This is a genomic window from Pseudarthrobacter sp. KH_020_B (assembly GCF_057840185.1).
In genome coordinates, this window is the sequence record NZ_CM174506.1 from 1,643,801 (window position 1) to 1,663,658 (window position 19,858).

Annotated in this window: 16 protein-coding genes; 7 read left to right on the plus strand and 9 right to left on the minus strand. The window is 66.9% G+C overall.

The window, feature by feature from the left end:
- Positions 1-72: 72 nt before the first annotated feature.
- Together AC3IT0_RS07745 and AC3IT0_RS07750 are read right to left on the minus strand one after the other, a co-directional pair.
- The gene (locus AC3IT0_RS07745; RefSeq protein ID WP_489323152.1) at positions 73-348 is read right to left on the minus strand and encodes a GlsB/YeaQ/YmgE family stress response membrane protein; all 276 of its coding nucleotides are present in this window, start codon (positions 346-348) and stop codon (positions 73-75) included.
- Positions 349-598: 250 nt separating this feature from the next.
- A complete protein-coding gene (locus AC3IT0_RS07750) occupies positions 599-1,807 on the minus strand; it encodes an MFS transporter (protein WP_489323153.1) in 1,209 nt (402 codons plus the stop codon).
- A 67-nt stretch (positions 1,808-1,874) separates the two neighbouring features.
- Between AC3IT0_RS07750 and AC3IT0_RS07755 the strand changes: the two genes are divergently transcribed.
- Together AC3IT0_RS07755 and AC3IT0_RS07760 are read left to right on the plus strand one after the other, a co-directional pair.
- A complete protein-coding gene (locus AC3IT0_RS07755; RefSeq protein ID WP_489323154.1) occupies positions 1,875-2,333 on the plus strand; it encodes a (deoxy)nucleoside triphosphate pyrophosphohydrolase in 459 nt (152 codons plus the stop codon).
- A gap of 40 nt (positions 2,334-2,373) precedes the next feature.
- Positions 2,374-2,691, plus strand: coding sequence for an ATP-binding cassette domain-containing protein (locus AC3IT0_RS07760; RefSeq protein ID WP_489323155.1), 318 nt, complete (start codon positions 2,374-2,376; stop codon positions 2,689-2,691).
- Positions 2,692-2,766: 75 nt separating this feature from the next.
- Here the strand turns inward: AC3IT0_RS07760 and AC3IT0_RS07765 are convergent, their stop codons facing one another.
- From AC3IT0_RS07765 to AC3IT0_RS07775, 3 genes are all read right to left on the minus strand, one after another.
- Positions 2,767-3,894, minus strand: coding sequence for an Rv2578c family radical SAM protein (locus AC3IT0_RS07765; RefSeq protein WP_489323156.1), 1,128 nt, complete (start codon positions 3,892-3,894; stop codon positions 2,767-2,769).
- Between the two features lie 134 nt (positions 3,895-4,028).
- Positions 4,029-4,685, minus strand: coding sequence for an SIMPL domain-containing protein (locus AC3IT0_RS07770; protein ID WP_489323157.1), 657 nt, complete (start codon positions 4,683-4,685; stop codon positions 4,029-4,031).
- Positions 4,686-4,687: 2 nt separating this feature from the next.
- Positions 4,688-5,170 carry a hypothetical protein gene (locus AC3IT0_RS07775; RefSeq protein WP_489323158.1) on the minus strand — a complete coding sequence of 161 codons (483 nt, stop codon included), beginning with the start codon at positions 5,168-5,170 and terminating at the stop codon, positions 4,688-4,690.
- Positions 5,171-5,372: 202 nt separating this feature from the next.
- Here AC3IT0_RS07775 and pheS point away from each other — a divergent pair, with 202 nt between their 5' ends.
- Genes pheS through AC3IT0_RS07790 form a run of 3 tightly spaced genes read left to right on the plus strand, consistent with a single transcriptional unit; the run spans position 5,373 to position 9,721 of the window.
- A complete protein-coding gene (gene pheS / locus AC3IT0_RS07780; protein WP_489323159.1) occupies positions 5,373-6,434 on the plus strand; it encodes a phenylalanine--tRNA ligase subunit alpha in 1,062 nt (353 codons plus the stop codon).
- 2 nt (positions 6,435-6,436) lie between these two features.
- Entirely contained in the window at positions 6,437-8,980 is a 2,544-nt protein-coding gene (gene pheT, locus AC3IT0_RS07785; protein WP_489323160.1) for a phenylalanine--tRNA ligase subunit beta, read from the plus strand.
- A gap of 33 nt (positions 8,981-9,013) precedes the next feature.
- Positions 9,014-9,721, plus strand: coding sequence for a 4'-phosphopantetheinyl transferase family protein (locus tag AC3IT0_RS07790; protein WP_489323161.1), 708 nt, complete (start codon positions 9,014-9,016; stop codon positions 9,719-9,721).
- A gap of 28 nt (positions 9,722-9,749) precedes the next feature.
- On the opposite strand, the gene AC3IT0_RS07795 is transcribed toward AC3IT0_RS07790, so the two are convergent.
- The 4 genes from AC3IT0_RS07795 to AC3IT0_RS07810 all read right to left on the minus strand — a co-directional run bounded on the left by AC3IT0_RS07795 (position 9,750) and on the right by AC3IT0_RS07810 (position 17,453).
- Complete coding sequence (locus tag AC3IT0_RS07795; protein WP_489323162.1) at positions 9,750-11,129, minus strand: M1 family metallopeptidase; 1,380 nt, start codon at positions 11,127-11,129, stop codon at positions 9,750-9,752.
- Positions 11,130-11,181: 52 nt separating this feature from the next.
- Positions 11,182-15,042 (minus strand): Pls/PosA family non-ribosomal peptide synthetase, encoded by a 3,861-nt coding sequence (locus AC3IT0_RS07800; protein ID WP_489323748.1) that lies wholly within the window; start codon positions 15,040-15,042, stop codon positions 11,182-11,184.
- 185 nt (positions 15,043-15,227) lie between these two features.
- Entirely contained in the window at positions 15,228-16,190 is a 963-nt protein-coding gene (locus tag AC3IT0_RS07805) for a quinone oxidoreductase family protein (RefSeq protein ID WP_489323163.1), read from the minus strand.
- 171 nt (positions 16,191-16,361) lie between these two features.
- Entirely contained in the window at positions 16,362-17,453 is a 1,092-nt protein-coding gene (locus AC3IT0_RS07810) for a fatty acid desaturase family protein (protein ID WP_489323164.1), read from the minus strand.
- 172 nt (positions 17,454-17,625) lie between these two features.
- On the opposite strand from AC3IT0_RS07810, the gene argC reads away from it, so the two are divergent.
- The gene (gene argC / locus AC3IT0_RS07815; protein WP_489323165.1) at positions 17,626-18,657 is read left to right on the plus strand and encodes an N-acetyl-gamma-glutamyl-phosphate reductase; all 1,032 of its coding nucleotides are present in this window, start codon (positions 17,626-17,628) and stop codon (positions 18,655-18,657) included.
- Positions 18,654-19,820, plus strand: a complete 1,167-nt coding sequence (gene argJ, locus AC3IT0_RS07820) for a bifunctional glutamate N-acetyltransferase/amino-acid acetyltransferase ArgJ (RefSeq protein WP_489323166.1) — start codon at positions 18,654-18,656, stop codon at positions 19,818-19,820. Before argC ends, argJ begins: the two co-directional genes overlap by 4 nt.
- Positions 19,821-19,858: the final 38 nt, after the last annotated feature.

Consider the following 19,858-nt stretch of genomic DNA (forward strand, 5'->3'; position numbering starts at 1 on the left):
ACACTTGATCAAAAGGCAGGGCCCCGGATCCCCGGGGCCCTTGCTGTATGAATCAGATGCGGTTAGGGGTAATCAGGGTGCCCGCGTGCTCTTGCTGCGTCCTGTAATAGCGCCGTAGACGAAGGCGACTACCAGGCCGCCTACGATGGCCAGGATCCAGGTACCCAGATCAAAGAAGGCAAGGTTACCCCCGCCGAACAGGAAGCTGCCGATCAAGCCGCCAACAATCGCGCCGACTACGCCAAGCACGAGACTCGTCACCCAGCCGCCGCCAACCTTGCCCGGCATAATGGCTTTGACGATGGCCCCTACGATGAGGCCGAGAATAATCCAAGCAAGAAAACCCATGTCTCCTCCTTCATATTCGTCGGGATTGATCGTCCCGATTAGTGTTCAAGCTAACATATGGCCCCTCTAATGTCAGCAGGCTTACTGCATGTCAGAGGTGCGTCTTACGCACTCGAACGGTGCGGTTTTTCAGGGCGGAGCCGACTGCGGCGCCAGGAATATCCCTGCTTGTTCCTGAACCTGTGAAGACGAACTCCTTCCTCAGCGCACCGGATGCTTCGGTGAGCCGCTGCCCGCCCGTTCCTCATGGTCAGGCGGCCAGCGGCTTCCTGCGTTCCAGGAGGCCGCTGGTCAGGGCGATGCCAAAGCCCAGGACAGCCAACACGGCCCCCACGAGCGCGGGCGCCACGAAGCCCCAGCCCCAGGCGATCACTACGCCGCCCAGGAAGGCGCCCAGGGCGTTGGCAACGTTGAGCGCGGCGTGGTTGAGCGAAGAGGCGAGGGAGGGGGCGTCCGGCGAGGCATCCAACAGTCGGGTCTGCAAAGCCGGGATCAGCATGGAGCCGGACGCCCCCACCACAAAGACCATCACCAGGGCTGACCAGGGCCAGTGCACAGCCACCGCGTAAACCACCAGGGCGACGGCGATCCCGGGCAGGACCCAGTACAGCGTCCCGATCACTGACTTGTCGGCAAGCCTGCCGCCGACGACGGTTCCCGCCACCATGCCCAGTCCATAGAGCGCCACCACAAGGGGCAGCAACGACGCCGGAATCCCGGCCACCAGGGTCATGGTGTGGGCAATGTAGGTATAGGTCGCGAAGAAGCCACCAAAGCCCACGATGCCGATCAGGATGGCCAGCCATACCTGAAGCCGCTTGAGTGCACCGAGCTCGCGGCGGATGCTGGCGTCAGGATGCGGTGCCTGGTACGGAACGTAGCGCCACAGCAGGATCAGCGTCAGCAAGCCAATGCCTCCTACCAGGAGGAACAGCAGCCGCCAGCCGAAGGCCTGGCCCACCCAGGTGGCCGCGGGCACGCCGATCACGTTCGAAACGGACAGGCCCGCCATCACCATGGAGATGGCCCAACCGCGACGCGTGGGGGAAACCAGGGAGGCGGCGATCACGGCCGCGACCCCGAAGAATGCGCCGTGCGGCAACCCGGCCGCAAACCGGGAAACCAGCATGCTCCCATAGTCGGGAGCAACATAGGACGTGAGGTTGGCCAGCGTGAAGAACATCATGAGCCCGAGCGCGAGGTGCTTTCGCGGCAGTTTGGCACCGACTGCGGCAAGCAGCGGCGCGCCCACCACGACTCCGAGGGCATAGGCGGAAATGAGGTGCCCGGCCTCCGGCGTGCTGATGCCGAGTCCTTGTTCCACCTCCTTCAGCAGGCCCATCATGGTGAACTCGGTGACACCGATTCCGACGCCACCCATTGCCAGTGCGAAAATCGCTGCGCCAACGTGCGGAGTCTTCGCCTTGGACGCGGTGGAGGTTTGGACGACGCTGCTCATGTGCCTGCTTTTCAAAGGGGATGGTGGGGGAAGGCCCGCAAACCATTCTCCCTCATAGACTGGTGCGGTGAGTGGACTGATACAGGTAGTTGGCGGAGCAATAGTGGACTCGTTGACGGAGCCGACGCGCATGCTGGTGGCCAGGCGGACTGCACCGGAGCAGTTCGCCGGGCTCTGGGAATTCCCCGGCGGGAAGGTGGACGCCGGTGAGGAATGCGAGGCTGCGCTGCACCGGGAACTCAAGGAGGAACTGGGCGTAGAGGTCCGCTTGGGGCTTGAACTCCCGGCAGCCGCGGCCACCGGGTGGCGGCTGAACGAGCGGGCCAGCATGCGGCTGTGGTTCGCGGAAATTTCCGACGGCGATCCCCAGCCGCTCGAAGACCACGACCAGCTGAGATGGATCAGCACCACGAACCGTGATGAAGCTCTCAGTCTTCCGTGGATCCCGGCTGACTTCCCGATTGTCCGGGCGCTTCTTGAATCTCTAGGCGCGCCGGTGGGTTCAAGCGCACCCGCTGAATTTTAGGACGCCCCGAGGCCCTCAATTGCCGCGTATGTTCGGTTTTGTGATTCACCACAGCACAGAACTTCTGACGAGCGCCATGATTTCGGCAAGCCGGGTCACCAAGAGCTACGGCTCGGGGCCAGCCCGGGTTCGGGCGTTGGACGACGTCTCCCTGACTGTCCGCCAAGGTGAGATCTTCGGCGTGGTGGGTCAGAGCGGTGCCGGCAAGAGCACCCTGATCCGTGCCATCAATTCGCTGGAGCGTCCCGATTCCGGCAGCGTCACCGTTGACGGCCGTGACATGGCCACCCTGGAAGGGGCGGAACTTCGCTCGGCGCGGCACAACATCCCCGGGTTCAGAAGCTTTACAAGATCCTGACCTCGCAGGACGTGAAGGACTTCCTGCAGGAGAAGTACAAGGGTCTGGTCATTCCGGCCAGCTAAGAATCTGCCCCTAGAACAGGGTGGGCTGCTGACGCGGCCCGGCGGCGGCCGGTTGGGATTCCCCAGCCGGCCGTTCCTGTGCGCTGGCGCGAGTGGACGGGATACTCCCCGCCGGATACTGGGCCTCCTCGCCACGGGGATCGTCCTCGAGGTCACGGTGGCTGAAGCCGTGGCCGCTGGTGAAGCCGTGCCGGTGCTTGAAATAGCGCACTTTTGCGGCAAGCCAGGTGCGGTATTCCTTGGACGCGTACGAGCCTGTGCCGTAGAGGCGCCGGTAGCGGCCAGTCAGTTCCGGATGGTTCCTGGCGATCCACTGCATAAACCATTCGCGTGTTCCCGGCTTCAGGTAGAGGGCACCGGCGGTGACACCCGTGGCACCGGCCGCGGCCAACGAAGCGAACAGGGAATCAAGGGCTTCGTCACTGTCGGACAGCCACGGCAGGATGGGCATCGCCATCACGCCACAGGGGAGCCCGGCATCGCGTAAGCGGGAGACCAGCTTCAGCCGCGCCCGCGGGCCTGGCGTGCCTGGTTCCACGGCTTCCGAGAGTGCCTCATCCGTCATGGCCAAGGAAATGCCAACTCCTACCGGCACCTGGGCGGCAGCCCGCTTTAGGATCGGAATATCCCGGGCGAGCAACGTCCCCTTGGTGAGGATGGACAACGGAGTGCCAGAGTCAGCCAGCGCCGTGATGATTCCCGGCATCAGCTGGTAGCGGCCCTCGGCCCGTTGGTAAGGGTCCGTGTTCGTGCCAAGCGCCACCTGGTGCCGGCCCCAGGACGGCTTTGCCAGCTCCTTCCGGAGGACCTCGGCGGCATTTACCTTGACCACCACCTGGCTGTCGAAGTCCAGCCCGGCGTCAAAGTCCAGGTACGTGTGGCTCTTGCGCGCAAAACAGTAAACACAGGCATGGCTGCAGCCGCGGTAGGGGTTCACGGTCCACTCGAACGGCATCCGCGACCCGGCCACCACCTTGTTGAGCACCGATTTGGCGGTGACCTCATGAAAGGTGATGCCGGCGAATTCGGGGGTGGTCACAGAACGGACCAACCCGGCAAGGGGGAGCAAAGCCGGTGATGGGCCACTTCCGAGGTCATCGGCGGGCCGGGGCATCAGTGCTTGTGCATCCCATCTCATGTCCTCTATTCGAAGATATGTTCGAACTTAAGTCAAGGACCGGACGCCGCGGAAGGCCGCGCGCCGGGCTCACGCCCGGCCGGAGCCGCCGGCCGAGCTCACCGCCGGCCGGAGGCTTGGGCTGGCGGCAAGTGTCAGGCCAGCAGTTCCCACGCCACAGTGACGCTGGCGCTAATGCTCGCGTGGCCGGCTTCCACACTGATGGCTTCGGTGGCGGCGGCGCGCTGGATCCGGGCCACCGGAACCGGCCCGGGCGCATCGGGGTGCTCGGCCACGGACAGCACCGAGCCAAGCCGCGCGGACGCCAGGGAGGCAAACTGTTCGGCCTTGGCTGCGGCATCCTGCCACGCAGCGTCCCGGGCGAGGGAGGAGACGGCTGACTCATCAGAGAAGCCAAGCTCCAGTCCGTTCAGGCGTCCGTCATCGCCGCCGGCGTCTACCGCGGCGGCAATGACAGCCGACGCCGCGCTGACTTGCCGCAGGCGCACGGTGAGCACACTGGAGGCCACATATCCCGTCAACTGCTGACCCCCGCCGTCGCGCCAGACGAACTCCGGCCGGACGTTCAGCCCGGAAGCCCGGATGTCCGCGTCAGCCACGCCGTGCCGGCGGAGCGCGCCGGATACAGCCGCAGACGCTGTTCCCGCATCCGCATACGCGGCGCCCACGCTGTCCCGCCGGCATTCGACGCCCACGGAAATGGTCAGCAGGTCAGGTGGCGCCTCGGCCGTCCCCGTTCCGGTCACGGTGATGGTCCTGGTGCTGGTCCCGGTGTTGGGTTCGCCCGTCATGGTCAGACCTCGATTCCGCCGGCCCCTTGGGGCGCCGGCCTTGGTGTTCTGATGTCAACGTAACCGCCGGCTGCCAGGCCCGCCTGCCGCTCGAAGAAGTTTGCCGACGCCGGATTGCCCGTCCGGAGCTGCGACCAGCCGGCGGCCAGAAAATACAACGGAAGGAAGGGCAGCCCCAGGCAATAGGCGTACTGGCTGCAGTGCTTTTCCTCATGCCCCAGAAGCGCCGGATTGGACGTCAGGTCTTCAGTCCGGATCCGGCAAATGACCACGTTGCCCAGGGTGAAGGCCCCCGCATATGGAATGCGCCACCGGTAACCGGACGCTATGACCAGCCCGCGGGGGCCTCGGCTGACGGCGGTTCCCGCAGCCGCGGCAAGCGCCAGGCCCAAGAGCGTAGTGCCGTTGGCCAGGTTGGCGAGCTTCCGTACCCGCTGCCACGGCGTCAACAGCTGTGCGGCTGCCCGGCCCTGCCCTTCTGTCATGAGGCCATGGTAGCCGGAGCCTTCACTTAGACTGGAGGATAGTGGCCGCCAGTTTTGACCGGTGTGCCCTGACCTGGTCATCGAGTGCATTCATCACGCATGGATTCACGACAATGACCTGCCAGTGACGGATGCGCTGCCGGGAAACCGCGCACGGCTGCACCCCTCACCGGCAGCCCCGACTCGTAGCTAAGAACAGTAGATGACTGAAACTTTGCCGGGCGCCGCCATCCCGAACCCTACGGATGAAGCCGCCATCACTGCCGCTGTAGACCAGGCCATCGCCGCCATTGCCGGCGCAGGCTCCCTTGACGAGCTCAAGGCGGTGAGGCTGGCGCACACCGGTGAGAAGTCACCGCTCAGCCTGGCCAACCGGGAGATCGGCGGACTGCCGAAAGACCAGAAAGCCGTAGCCGGCAAACTCATGGGTTCCTCCCGGGGCCGGGTCAACAAGGCGCTCGCGGACCGCACCGCCGAGCTGGAAGCCGAAAACGACGCCCGCATCCTGCTGGAAGAGACAGTGGACGTCACTGCCGCCCCCCGGCGTCGTCGGGCAGGTGCGCGTCACCCGCTCTCCACGCTGCAGGACCGCGTGGCGGACATCTTTGTGGGCATGGGCTGGGAAATCGCCGAAGGCCCCGAGGTGGAATCCGAGTGGTTCAACTTCGATGCCCTGAACTTCAAGCCGGACCACCCGGCCCGTGAAATGCAGGACACGTTCTTCGTGGAGCCGCCGGAGGCCCACCTCGTGATGCGGACGCACACCTCCCCGGTGCAGGTCCGTTCCATGCTGGAACGCGAGCTTCCGATCTACGTGCTGTGCCCCGGCAAGGTGTTCCGGACCGACGAGCTCGATGCCACCCACACGCCCGTGTTCCACCAGTTCGAGGGCCTGGCCATCGACAAGAACCTGAGCATGGCTGACCTTCTGGGCACGCTGGAGCACTTCGGCCGGCAGATGTTCGGCGACGAGGCGTCCATCCGGCTGCGCCCGAACTACTTCCCCTTCACCGAACCCTCCGCCGAACTGGACATCTGGCACCCGGGCGCCAAAGGCGGCCCGCGCTGGATCGAATGGGGCGGCTGCGGCATGATCAACCCCAACGTCCTCCGCGCCGCGGGCATCGACCCGGACATCTACTCCGGTTTCGCATTTGGCATGGGCATCGAGCGTGCGCTCATGTTCCGCAATGAAGTCGGCGACATGCGCGACATGATCGAAGGCGATGTACGTTTCAGCGAGCACTTCGGGATGGAGATCTAACAGTGCGTATCCCACTTTCCTGGCTGCGTGAATTCGCAGCAGTACCGGCCGGAGCAACGGCCGAAGACGTAATGGCCGAACTGGTCAAGGTTGGCTTTGAGGAAGAAGCGGTCCACCGCCCCACGGACACCCTCCAGGGTCCGGTTGTGGTGGGCCAGGTCCTGAGTATCGTCAAGGAACCCCAGACCAACGGCAAGACCATCAACTGGTGCCAGGTCCGGGTTGTCCCCGAAGGCCAGGAACAGACCCTCACCGGCGACGGCATCGACCCGTCCGGTGTGCAGGGGATCATCTGCGGCGCCCACAACTTCGTGGAAGGCGACAAGGTAGTGGTCACCCTGCCCGGCGCCGTCCTGCCCGGCGACTTCCACATCTCCGCACGGAAGACCTACGGCCACCTTTCCGCCGGCATGATCGCCTCCGTCCGCGAGCTTGGCATCGGTGAGGACCACGACGGCATCCTGGTGCTGTCCCGGATCGGGCTTGATCCGGAAATCGGTACGGACGCCATGGACCTTCTTGGCCTCTATGACCAGGCAGCCGAGATCAACGTGACCCCGGACCGCGGCTACGCGTTCTCCATCCGTGGTGTGGCCCGTGAATACGCCCACGCCACCGGAACCTCGTTCACGGACCCCGCTACCAGGGTCCAGGCCCCGGCAGAACTTTCCGGCGGTTACGGAGTGAAGCTCAACGACGACGCTCCCATCTACGGGAAGCCCGGCTGCGACCGTTTTGTGGCCCGCACCGTCCGCGGCGTCAACGCCACGAAGCCGACGCCCCCGTGGATGGCCTCGCGGCTGCGGCTGGCCGGGATCCGCTCCATCTCCCTGCCCGTGGACATCTCCAACTACGTGATGCTCGAGCTTGGCCAGCCCACGCACTGCTATGACCTGGACAAGCTGTCCGGCGACATCGTGGTCCGGCGCGCTGTGGCGGGGGAGAAGATCACCACCCTGGACGACAAGGAGCGCACGCTCGACGTCGAGGACCTCCTCATCACCGACGGTTCCGGCGCGATCGGCATCGCCGGCGTGATGGGCGGTGCGGCCACCGAGGTGAGCGATTCGACGTCGAACGTCCTGGTGGAAGCCGCGCACTTCGACGAGGTCTCCATTGGCCGTTCCCGCCGTCGGCACAAGCTGCCGTCCGAGGCGTCCAAGCGCTTCGAGCGCGGCGTCGACTGGCACGTGGCGAACATCGCCGCCCAGCGTGTTGTTGACCTCCTGGTGGAACTCGCCGGCGGCGTTGCTGACCAGGCGGGGACCGACGTCGGGACCGCACCGGACGCCGTGACCATAGCGCTGCCGGCAGCCTTCGCCGCCCAGCGGATCGGCATCGATTTCACCGAGGAACAGATCACCACCTCGCTGGTGGACCTCGGCGCAGTGGTGGAAAAGAGCGACGGCGGCTGGACCGTCACCGCCCCCAGCTGGCGCAACGACCTGGAAACCAAGGAAGACCTCTCCGAGGAAATCGCGCGGCTGGTGGGCTACGATAACATCCCCGCCACGCTTCCGGTGGCACCTCCGGGACGTGGCCTGACGCGCGTGCAGCAGCAACGCCGTCGGCTCATCCAGGCCCTCGCCGATGCCGGGCTGACCGAGGTCCTGGCCTACCCGTTCGTCTCCAAGGCGGCCAACGAGACGTTCGGCGTCGCCGAGCAGGGTGCTGCCCGGAGCGCGGTCAAGCTGGCGAACCCGATCAGCGAGGAACACGGCTTCCTGCGCACCTCCATCCTCCCCGGGCTCATCGAGGTGGCGAAGCGGAACTACTCCCGTGGCTTCCGCGACCTGGCGCTCTTCGAATCGGGCCTCGTCTTCCTGCCCGGCGGGACCGTGGGCACACCGTCCATCCCGCCGCTGGGCGTCAAGCCCGCCGACGAGGTGCTGGATGCACTGTACGACGGCGTTCCGGACCAGCCGCTGTACGTCGCCGCTGTCCTCACGGGCCACGATTCACCCGCTGCCGCCGGCCACACGCCGCGCTTGTGGGACTGGTCTGACGCGCTGGACATCGCCCGGCTCGCCGGGGACGTCCTGGGCGTGGAGGTCGTGGTCAGCCAGGGTACGCATCAGGCGTTCCACCCGGGCCGTGCCGCGCAGCTGTCGCTGCGGTCCGGTGAAGTGGTGGGTTACGCCGGCGAGCTGCACCCGAAGCTCCTGGCCGCGCACGACATGCCCGCCCGCTCGGTGGCGCTGGAGTTCAACGCCGATGCCCTGTTCGAGGCAGCCGCGGATGTGATTGTGGCCCGCCACATCTCCACGTTCCCGGTGGCCACCCAGGACGTTGCCCTGGTGGTGCCGCAGGACATTCCCGCGGACCAGGTCCTCGAGGCACTCCGCGAGGGTGCCGGTGAGTTGCTGGAAGACGTGGCACTGTTCGACGTTTACGCCGGCCAGGGGATTGAAGACGGCAAAAAATCGCTCGCCTTCGGGCTGCGTTTCCGGGCAACGGACCGGACGCTGACGGCCGATGAGGCCTCGGCCGCGCGCGAAAGCGCTGTGGCCCTGGCTGCAGAGCGCTTCGGCGCCGTCCAGCGCTAAGCGCCGATCCGGATGCCAGGACCGGGACCAGAGATGGCAGGACCTGCTTCAGAGGTGGCAGCGCTGGCTTTGCCAGTGCCGGTCCTGCTGTCCTGCCCTCCCGGATTACCGGGAGGGCAGGACGCGACGGCGGGCCGCCATCCCGTCATGCTGGGGCCTGCCGAGCTGGCCCGCGCGGCTGCCCTGGCCCCGGGTCCGCGGGCCGTTTTTGTCGCTGGCCGGCGTGCCCTGCGAACGTTCGCAGCGGAACTGCTGGACGTCCCGGCGTCGGACCTCACCACACACTTCAGCTGCCCGCGGTGCGGTACCGGTCCCGAGCTGTCGCACGGCCGGCCGGGCTATACGCTCCGGGGAGAGCCGGTGCCCCTCGCGCTGAGCCTGTCCGGGGCTTCCGGGTGGATCCTGTTGGGCGCCGTTGTAGCGCCCCCTGCCGGCGTCACGATCGGCGTGGACCTGGCGGACCCGTCCGGCACGGCCTTTGAAGGGTTCGACGGCGTGGCCCTCACCGCCGCCGAGCGCGCGGCCCTCGCCGGGCTGGCCGGGCCGCAGCTGCTGCGGGAGCGGGCACGGCTCTGGGCGCGCAAGGAAGCCTGGCTCAAGATGACCGGCGACGGCCTCGCCACCGCCCCGGACACCCTCGATGTGCTGTCCCGCCCGGAAATCCGGGACCTGGACCCCGGCGAGGCGGGGCTCCCGCTCAACTTCCGCGCCGCCGTCGCGGTTTCGCGCACCGGCAGCTAGCGCACCTGCCTGTGAGTGGACCTGCCTGTCAGCGAACGGGCAGCGGCGGAAGGGCTGCCTCGAGCAGCCACGGGTGCAACAGCGCCTCAGTGTCCAGGCCGGTGACCCGGTCCGCGGCGAGGATAAAGGCCGCCGTGGACACGGAACCGTGCCGGTGGGCATCCGTCCAGTCGTGCAGCAGCGCAAAAAATGCCAGGTCGCCGCAGCGGATCCGCAGGGCATGCAGGGCCAGGGCTCCGCGCTTGTAGACGCGGTCATCAAACATCAGCTCCGGCCCGGGATCGCCCACTATGATGTCCTGGCTGCCGGCGGCCAGCTTCCGCCAGGCTGCGGCGGCCCGGTCCGCGACCGGCAGGACGCCCGCTTCCTCGGACCAGATCCACTCCGCGTAGCAGGCGAAGCCCTCGTGGAGCCAGATGTCCGCCCAGGACGCGGCGGTGAGGGAGTTCCCGAACCACTGGTGTGCGAGCTCGTGGGCGATGAGCCGCTGGGATTCCCACTCTTCCGTCAGGTGGTTCCGGCCCAGAATGGAGAGCGTCTGCGCCTCAAGCGGTATTTCCAGCTCGTCTTCGGTCACCACCACCGAGTATTCCGGGAAGGGGTACGGCCCGAAACAGTTGGCAAACGTGCGCATCATCTCAGGCTGCCTCGCCAGGCCTTCACGGGCCGCCTCGACCAACAGCGCCGGGACGGCGGCGAACTGCGGAACCTGCCCGTCCACGGGGAAGGGAGTCAGGGCGAGGAACTCATACCGGCCGATCTGGACCGTGGCCAGGTAGGTGGCCATGGGCTCTGTCTGCTCGTAGACCCAGGTCTCGCGGCTTGCCCGGCTCGTGTGCGAGATCAGGGTGCCGTTACACACGGCCCGGTAATTGGCGTCGGTGGTCACACTGATCCGGTAGCTGGCCTTGTCCCCTGGGTGGTCGTTGCACGGGAACCAGGAGGCGGCACCGTTCGGCTGGCCAGCCACGAGGACGCCGTCGGTGAGTTCCTCCCAGCCCACCTCGCCCCAGAGCCCGCGCCGGGGAGCAGGGTTGCCTTCGTACCTTATGTCCAGCGTGAATTCCTCGTCCGCTGGCAGCGCGGCCTCGGGCACAATGACCAACTGCCCGGCGCGCTGGCTGAACTTTTTTACCCGGCGCCCGCTGAGTTGGATCTTGGTGGCCCGCAGCCCGGTCAGGTCCAGCACCAGGGCCGCCGTCGCGTACCGGGTGACTGCGTTCAGGACCGCACGCCCGCTCAGGCGGTTGCTGCTGAGCTTGTAGTCAAGGTCCAGTTCGTAGCGGCTGACCTTGTACGCGTTCGTGCCATGGCCCGGCATGTAGGGATCAGGTGCGGATGCGCCGTGCTCCGAGGTGCGTGCAGGGCCGTTACTAGCGGCCGTGGGGCTCGGTGCGGGGGAACTCATAAGACGGTCTTTCCGATCAGCGTTGGGCGGCAGGACAGCAGGTGCAGCGGGGCTACCTCGGTTTGGGAGCAGACGCTGCGGGGCCGCTCCAGGGACTCACCGGATTGCCCATCCAATAGGTCGCGGCGGGAACCGATTCGCCCCGCATCACCAGCGACGCCGGTCCTACCGTTCCGCCGCTGCCGATGCTCGCCTGCGGCAGGATGACGCCGTGGGGCCCCATGGTTGCCCCGTCTTCGAGGGTAACAGTGTCCAGGCTCATGACCCGGTCATGGAACAGGTGCGTCTGGACCACGCAGCCACGGTTGACGGTGGAGTTCCGCCCGAGGGTGACCAGGTCCGCCTCAGGAAGCCAGTAGCTTTCGCACCACGTGCCGCGGCCGATCCGGGCGCCGAGCGCCCGGAGCCACCAGACCAGGGCCGGGGTCCCGGTGGCGGCGCGCGCGAACCAGGGGGCGCTGACCATTTCGATAAACGTATCAACCACCTCGTTGCGCCAAATGAACGAGCTCCAGAGTGGGTGCTCGCCGGCCCGGATGCGGCCCACAAGGACCCATTTGGCGACGACGGCGCTGCCCGCGGCCACCGCGCCCGCCAGCAGCATCACCACGCCGCCCAGGGCTGCGGCAATCCCGTAGTTGTAAGTGGCGGCCAGCCAGTCAAGAGCAAGCATCACGGCCGCGGCGATGGAGACGGTGGTTATGACGGGCACGAAGCGGCCCAGCTCCCAGAGGCAGCGTGCAACCTTGAGCCGCAGCGGCGGCTGGTAGGTGCGGGTGTCGTCCGAGGCGATGGCCGTGCGCCGGAGCCGTACAGGCGGGCTGCCCAGCCAGGACGTCCCGGACTTGGCCTTGGCCGGTGTGGCCGACAGGACGGCGACGAGTGAGTTCTTGGGGACATTCCGGCCGCCAGCGGTCATGCCCGAGTTGCCCAGGAAGGAGCGCTTGCCGATCTTCGCGGGGGCAATCCGCAGCCACCCGCCGTCGAGCTCGTAGGAGGCCACCATGGTGTCGTCGGCCAGGAAGGCGCCCTCGCCCACGGTGGTCATCTTGGGGATGAGCAGGACCGTGGAGGCTTCGACGTTCTTGCCGATCTTCGCCCCGAGCAGGCGCAGCCAGACCGGCGTGAAGAGGCTGGCATAAACGGGGAAGAGCAGGTCGCGGGCCATGTCCAGCACACGCTCGGTGGCCCAGACCTGCCAGCCGATCCGGCTGCGGACGCGGTAGTAGCCCTCTTTCAGGCCGATGCCGAGCAACCGGGTGGTGACAAAAACGAGCAGCAGGTTGACGACGAACCACACAAGGGCCGCGGGTGCGAGGGCAAGCAGGAGCTGCGGGACGGCGGCGGAGAGCGATTCACTGCCCTGGATGAAGGCAAAGACCACCAGGGCCGCGGCGGTGGCGGAGACGTAAGGGATCAGGGCCAGCACGGCCGAGGCCACGGCGAATCCGGCGAACCAGAGCCGGCCAATCAGCCGATGCTCTGCGGGAGCGTCCGGCAGGGAGTGCTTGGCCTTGCCCCGGCGCTCGGCCGGGGACCCGGCAACGTGGTGGCCGGCCTTCACTTTGCCGAGGACGGCCGAACCGGGCTCCACCTGGGCGCCGGCGCCGATGGAAGCGCCGGGCATCAGCGTGCTGCGCGCCCCGACGCTCGCGCCGGCGCCGATGTGGATGGCGCCGATATGGACGACGTCCCCGTCGATCCACCAGCCGGAAAGATCCACTTCAGGCTCGATGTTGGAGCCGCTGCCGAGGGAGAGCAGCCCGGTGACCGGCGGCAGCGAGTGCAGCTGGACGTTGTTGCCGATCCTGGCGCCCAAGGCCCGGGCGTAGTAGGGCACCCACGGCGCGCTGGCGAGGCTGATGGCACCGGCGAGGTCCTGGATCTGTTCGACCAGCCAGAGGCGCAGGTGTACGCGTCCGGAGCGGGGGTAGGTTCCAGGCCCCACTTTTCGGAGCAGGAGCCGGGCCGCGGCTACGGAAATCAGCATCCGGCCGGCGGGGGCGACGAAGACGAGCCAGGACGCGGCCACCCACCACCAGGAAACGGTGGGCGCGGCGCTGAAGCCTGCGAACGCGGCCAACACGTTGTTCGCCGCCATTAGGTAGGTCAGCCAGCGCATCCCCACCAGGATGTGCAGGGGAATGCCCATCAGGGTTTGGAAGACCTGGGACTTGAACGCGGTGGGGCGCACTGTCCGTGAAGGCGCAGGTCCGGCGGCCACGCCATCCGGAAGGGACTGGCGGGCCGCATCTATAAGGGCCCCGATCCTGGGTGTGGCATAGATGTCGGCGACCGTGATGGTCGCGTACCGCACCCGGAGGGCCGAGACGAGCTGGGCCGCTGACAGGGAACCGCCGCCGTAGGCGAAGAAGTCGGCGTCGAGGCTGGTCACGGGGCTGCCGAGGACCGCAGCCCACTGCTCCGCTACCCAGGCGGCATCTTCGGGCAGGTTCAACGGTGCAGCATCGGCTTCCGCCGCGCCGCTGCCGGTCAGCGGCCACGGCAGTGCATGGCGGTCCACCTTGCCGCTGGTCTTAGTAGGCAGGGAGTCGACGACGGTCAGCAGCGGAATGAGGGGCGCAGGCAGGCTGGCCGACAGGAGCTCGCGGGCTGCCACCAGGTCCAGGCCAGCATCCGCGGCGGCCAGGTAGCCCACGAGGATCTGGTTGCCGGCACCGGTTGTCCGTACGGCCGCAGCAGCTCCGGCAACATGGGGGAGGGACTGCAGGGCGGCATCAATTTCGCCCAGCTCGATCCGGCGACCACCCAGTTTGACCTGTTCGTCGGCACGGCCCATAAAGATCAGGCCTTCGGCCTCGTAGCGGACCAGGTCGCCGGAACGGTAGGCGCGATCCCAGCCGAAGGACGGCATGGGCGCGTACTTCTCCCGGTCCTTGTCCGGGTCAAGGTAACGGGCCAGTCCGACGCCGCCGATGATCAGTTCGCCGATCTCCCCTTCGCCGACGGGCAGTCCTTCAGTATCCACTACGGCCAGGTCCCAACCGTCCAGGGGCAGTCCGATCCGGACCGGACCGGGGCCACCCAGGGGAGCCGCGCAGGCCACTACCGTGGCCTCGGTGGGGCCGTAGGTATTCCAGACTTCGCGGCCGGGGACGGCAAGCCGCTCCGCGAGCTCGGGCGGGCACGCCTCGCCGCCGAAGATCAGGAGCCGGACGCTCTCCAGGGACTCGGCGGGCCAGAGGGCAGCAAGGGTAGGGACAGTGGACACTGCGGTAATGCCGTGGCTGATGAGCCAAGGACCGAGGTCTGTTCCCGTCCTGACCAGTGCGCGCGGGGCGGGCACCAGGCAGGCGCCATGACGCCAGGCCAGCCACATCTCCTCACACGAGGCATCAAAGGCGACCGAAAGCCCTGCCAGCACCCTGTCCTGCGGGCCGAGGGGTTCCTCGGTGAGGAAGATCCTGGCTTCTGCATCAACAAAGGCGGCGGCGGAGCGGTGCTGGACGGCGACCCCCTTCGGCGTGCCGGTGGACCCGGACGTGAATATCACCCACGCGTCATCGCCGGGCTCGGCGGAACGGCGCTCGGCTTCACCGCGTTCAGCGGGTTCCGGGGAGTCAGGCACGGAGACACCCGCGCCACCGGTGAGCACTGCGGCTACGCCAGCCTCGCCGAAGACGAGCCGTGCACGCTCCTCAGGATCGTCGGCGTCCACGGGAACGTAGGCGGCACCGATGTGCAGGATAGCCAGAATCGAGACATAGAGCTCGTTGGTCCCGGACGGAATCCGCACGCCGATCCTGTCGCCGGCGCCGAGTCCGGCGGCCTGCAGTTCGCGCCCTTTTGCCCGGACTGCGGCCATCAGGTCGGCGTAGCTCAGGGAGCGCCGGCCGTCGTCGAGCGCCGATGCCTCCGGGAATCTGGCCGCCGAGTCCGCCAGGACGGCCATCAGGGTCCGTTCGGGCGTGGCCAGCGCCAACCCGGCCAACTGGGGGCTGTACAGGACATCCGACGGGGATGCTACGACATTCGGCAGATGCTCATTCACGGACGGATTCTGCCCGAACAAGGTGAACAGCAGGTGTCCGCAATTGGTTGAAGGTTCATATTCTGTTCATCCGAACTCCTTGGGGCTCAGGGAACGAGCAGGACCTTGCCCGTGGTACGCCGGCCCTCGAGGTCCTCGTGGGCGCGTCGCGCCTCGGCCAGGGGGTAGGTGGCACCGATCCGGACCTTCAGGCGCCCCTTTTCTGCGGCGGCGAAGATCTCCGCCGACCGCCAGCGGCGCTCCTGCTCATTGAGCAGGAAGTGGGCCAGGGACGGGCGGGTCAACGTCAGCGACCCGCCCGCATTGAGACGCTGCGGATCCACCGGGGGAACGGCCCCCGAGGCTGCCCCGAACAGGACCAGCGTGCCTCTCGTCCGAAGGCAGGAGAGGGAACCGTCAAAAGTGTTGCGGCCCACCCCGTCGTACACCACGTCCACACCCTTCCCGTTGGTGAGCTCGCGGACATGGTGGGGAAAGCCCTCGTAGCGCAGCACGTGGTCGGCCCCGGCACTGCGGGCAAGTTCTTCCTTGGCTGCCGAGGAAACCGTGGTGATGACGCGGGCGCCCCTTTCCTTCAGCAACTGGATCAGCAGCAGGCCGACGCCGCCGGCACCGGCGTGCGTCAGCACGGTGTGGCCCGGTTCGACCTTGAAGGAGGAATTGATGAGGTAGTGCGCGGTCATGCCCTGGAGCGGCAAGGCAGCCGCCGTCAGGTCGTCGACGCCGTCCGGCACCGGAAGTGCCTTGGCCGCATCGAGCACCGCGTAGCCGGCGTAGCAGTTAGTGCCCTCGGCCGTGGCCACCCGGCTGCCGACTGTGAAGTTTTCGATGCCTTCGCCGAGTTCCTCAACCGTCCCCGCGGCTTCCGAACCTGGCGTGAAAGGGAAGGGGACCTGGTACATACCCCCACGCTGGTAGGTTTCGATAAAGTTCACGCCGGCTGTCGCCACTTTGATGAGCAACTGGCCGGGGCCCGGCGTCGGACGGTCCACCTCGGCGAGCTCGAGGACTTCCGGACCTCCGGACTGGCGGGCAACGATGGCATGCATGAAAGGTCTCCTCTCCGGGCGGGGATTTCCCGCGGCCGGTGTCTCTGACCATCCTAGGGATACCGCCACCAACGCAGAAGCGACGGCCGGTAGCCGGCCGTCGCTTCAGACATACGAGGGAGGGGTCAATCGGGGGAGGCCGCGTGACGCGCCTGGTTCTAGCAGCGTGCGCTAGAACCGCCGGGTCACCGTGGCCATGGGGCACTCGAAGTGGCGTCCGGCAGCGAGCCCCACTTCGTTGAGGTAGCGGACGATGATGCCGTAGGACTGCAGCAGCGTGGTTTCCGTGTAGGGAACCTGGTGCTTCTTGCAGTATTCGCGGACGATCTTGGCAGCCTTGTCCAGCTGGGGGCGTGCCATGTCCGGGAAGAGGTGGTGCTCAGCCTGGCGGTTCAGGCCGCCGAGCAGGATGTCCATAAACCGGCCACCGGAGATGTTCCGTGACGTCAGGACCTGGCGGCTGAAGAAGTCCACGCGGCTGTCCGCGGGCAGGACCGGCATGCCCTTGTGGTTCGGTGCAAAGGAAGCGCCCATGTAGAAGCCGAAGACGGCAAGCTGCACGCCGATGAAGGCGAACGCCATTCCCAGCGGCAGGAACGTAAAAGCGAGCACGGGCAGCAGGCTCAGCCGGGCCAGCAGGATGGGAAGCTCTACCCAGCGATGTGTCACCTTGGCCCGGCGGAAGACGAACTTCACCGAATCGATCTGCAGCCCGAGGCCAACCAGGAACAGCAGCGGGAAGAACAACCAGCCCTGCTTGCGGGTCAGGAACGAAAACCGGCCCTGCCGCGTGGCGGCACCTTCGGAGTGGAAGGCGATGGCGCCGGTGGCAATGTCCGGATCCTTGGAAATGACGTTGGGGTGGTTGTGGTGGGCGCCGTGCTTCTGCTCCCACCAGGAGTAGCTCATGCCTGCCACGGAGGTGGCCAGGATCCGGGCGGTCCAGTCGTTGGCGCGGCGGGACGCGAAGATCTGGCGGTGCCCGGCCTCGTGGGCCAGGAAACTCAGCTGTGTGCAGAGGACCCCGACGGCCGCGGCGATAAGGAGCTGGAACCAGCTGTCGCCGATCAGGGCAAAGCCGAACCACGTGGCGGCCATCAGCAGCACGAGGCTGGCAAAGAGCGTGATGTAGAAACCGACGCGGCGCTCCAGCAGGCCTTCAGCCTTGACGGTCTTCAGCAGCTCCGAATAGCTCAGGACCACGGCGTTGGGCTGCCGGACACGCGATTTAGGGCGCTCTGATGTAGGGAAAGTGGTGGTCATGGAGCGGGGCCTCGTAACTGTTTCGGGCAACGCTGCAGCCGACATTCGGACTGCACGGTCAGGATCACCCTCACCCCAGCTTACGTGCCGGTGTCCAATTGCCCTGGGATCGAATCAACGCCGATGCATAAATATCGGGCACACTGAATACTTTTGCTGTAAGATTCAGGGCATGACTATTTCTGTTGCCGTCTCCGGAGCCAGCGGCTACGCCGGGGGAGAAGTCCTGCGGCTCCTGGCGGGACACCCGGACGTGACCATCGGCGCCATCACCGCGCACAGCAATGCAGGCTCCCGCCTTGGCGAGCTGCAGCCGCATCTGCACGGACTGGCCAGCCGCATCCTGGAGGACACCACCGTGGAGAATCTTTCCGGGCACGATGTGGTGTTCCTGGCGCTCCCGCACGGCGCTTCCGCTGAGATCGCGTCGCAGCTTCCCGAAGGCACCGTAGTGATCGACGCCGGCGCAGACCACCGCCTCGAAGATCCGGCGGCGTGGGAAAAGTTCTACGGCTCGGCCCACGCCGGAACCTGGCCCTACGGCCTGCCGGAGCTCCCCGGCCAGCGCGAGGCCCTCAAGGGCGCCACCCGGATCGCCGTGCCGGGCTGCTACCCGACGTCGGCCCTCCTGGCCCTGACGCCCGGGTTCGCCGCCAAACTGCTCCAGCCCGACGACGTCGTGATCGTTTCCGCGTCCGGCACCTCGGGTGCGGGCAAAGCGGCGAAGGTGAACCTGATCGGTTCCGAGGTGATGGGCTCCATGAGCCCATACGGGGTGGGCGGCGGCCACCGCCACACCCCCGAGATTGAACAGGGCCTCTCCAATGCTGCCGGGGAGGGTGTCACGGTGTCCTTCACCCCGACGCTCGCGCCGATGAGCCGCGGGATCCTCACCACTGCTACCGCGAAGGTCAAGCCAGGCACCACCGTGGCGGACCTCCGCCAGGCGTGGGCGGATGCCTACGACGACGAACCGTTTGTCCACGTCCTGCCTGAAGGACAGTGGCCCACCACCAAGTCCGTCCAGGGGTCAAACCATGCTGCCATGCAGTTGGCGCTGGATGAACACACCGGCCGCGTGATTGTGACGTGCGTCATTGATAACCTCACCAAGGGGACTGCCGGCGGCGCCGTGCAGTCCATGAACATTGCGCTTGGCCTGCCGGAAACGGCCGGCCTCAACCTGCAGGGAGTTGCACCGTGACCGTTACCGCCCCCCTGGGATTCCGCGCCGCCGGCGTCACCGCCGGCCTGAAAGCCTCCGGCAAGCCGGACTTCGCCCTGGTGGTCAACGATGGCCCGTCCAAGGCGGCGGCCGCCGTCTTCACCAGCAACCGGGTGGCCGCGGCTCCCGTCCACTGGTCCCGCCAGGTGGTCTCGGACGGCCGCGTGGACGCCGTGGTCCTCAATTCCGGCGGCGCCAACGCCTGTACCGGTCCGCAGGGGTTCCAAAACACGCACAGCACGGCCGAGAAAGTGGCCGCAGTGCTCGGCATTTCGGCGACCGACGTGTTTGTCTGTTCCACCGGCCTGATCGGCGAGCAGTTGCCCATGGACAAGATCCTCCCGGGCGTCGAGGCTGCTTCGGCGGCGCTCAGCACGGACGGCGGGCTGGATGCGGCCAACGCCATCATGACCACAGACTCGGTGCCCAAGTCCGCCCTGTTCATCGGCACGGACGCCGACGGCCAGGAGTTCACCATCGGCGGTATCGCCAAGGGCGCCGGCATGCTGGCACCCGGACTGGCCACCATGCTGGTGGTCCTCACCACTGACGCCTATGTCGAAGCGGAAATGCTCGACGTCGTCCTCCGCGACGCCACGCGCGTCACCTTCGACCGGGCTGATTCGGACGGCTGTATGTCCACCAATGACACCGTGGTGCTGCTGGCTTCCGGCGCGTCCGGCGCCGTCCCGTCCGCGGAAGCTTTTGGTGCCGGCCTGACCAAGGTGTGCGCCGAACTGGCACGCAAGCTGATCGGGGACGCCGAAGGCGCCAGCCACGACATCGCCATCCGAACGTTCAACGCGGCCAGCGAACGGGACGCCGAAACGGTCAGCCGCTCCGTGGCCCGGTCCAACCTGTTCAAGGCAGCCATCTTCGGCAAGGACCCCAACTGGGGCCGCGTGCTCTCCGCCGTGGGCACCACGGACGCCGTGTTCGAACCGGACCAGCTGAACGTCGCCATCAACGGCATCCAGATCTGCCGCAACGGCAGCATCGGCGACGACCGGAACCTGGTGGACCTGGAACCCCGCGAGGTCCTGGTGGAAATTGACCTGCAGTCCGGGGACACCGAAGCCACCATCTGGACCAACGACCTCACGCACGACTACGTCCACGAGAACAGCTCCTACTCAAGCTAGATCCTCGCGCTAATCAACCAGCAACCCTGGAGACACTG

What these genes read in the sequence shown, in the direction of transcription:
- AC3IT0_RS07745 (WP_489323152.1), bottom strand. Translation starts at nt 348, where the DNA reads ATGGGTTTTCTTGCTTGGATTATTCTCGGCCTCATCGTAGGGGCCATC.
- AC3IT0_RS07750 (WP_489323153.1), bottom strand. Translation starts at nt 1,807, where the DNA reads ATGAGCAGCGTCGTCCAAACCTCCACCGCGTCCAAGGCGAAGACTCCG.
- AC3IT0_RS07765 (WP_489323156.1), bottom strand. Translation starts at nt 3,894, where the DNA reads ATGAGATGGGATGCACAAGCACTGATGCCCCGGCCCGCCGATGACCTC.
- AC3IT0_RS07770 (WP_489323157.1), bottom strand. Translation starts at nt 4,685, where the DNA reads ATGACGGGCGAACCCAACACCGGGACCAGCACCAGGACCATCACCGTG.
- AC3IT0_RS07775 (WP_489323158.1), bottom strand. Translation starts at nt 5,170, where the DNA reads ATGACAGAAGGGCAGGGCCGGGCAGCCGCACAGCTGTTGACGCCGTGG.
- pheS (WP_489323159.1), top strand. Translation starts at nt 5,373, where the DNA reads ATGACTGAAACTTTGCCGGGCGCCGCCATCCCGAACCCTACGGATGAA.
- AC3IT0_RS07790 (WP_489323161.1), top strand. Translation starts at nt 9,014, where the DNA reads ATGGCAGGACCTGCTTCAGAGGTGGCAGCGCTGGCTTTGCCAGTGCCG.
- AC3IT0_RS07795 (WP_489323162.1), bottom strand. Translation starts at nt 11,129, where the DNA reads ATGAGTTCCCCCGCACCGAGCCCCACGGCCGCTAGTAACGGCCCTGCA.
- AC3IT0_RS07800 (WP_489323748.1), bottom strand. Translation starts at nt 15,042, where the DNA reads ATGGCCGTCCTGGCGGACTCGGCGGCCAGATTCCCGGAGGCATCGGCG.
- AC3IT0_RS07805 (WP_489323163.1), bottom strand. Translation starts at nt 16,190, where the DNA reads ATGCATGCCATCGTTGCCCGCCAGTCCGGAGGTCCGGAAGTCCTCGAG.
- AC3IT0_RS07810 (WP_489323164.1), bottom strand. Translation starts at nt 17,453, where the DNA reads ATGACCACCACTTTCCCTACATCAGAGCGCCCTAAATCGCGTGTCCGG.
- argC (WP_489323165.1), top strand. Translation starts at nt 17,626, where the DNA reads ATGACTATTTCTGTTGCCGTCTCCGGAGCCAGCGGCTACGCCGGGGGA.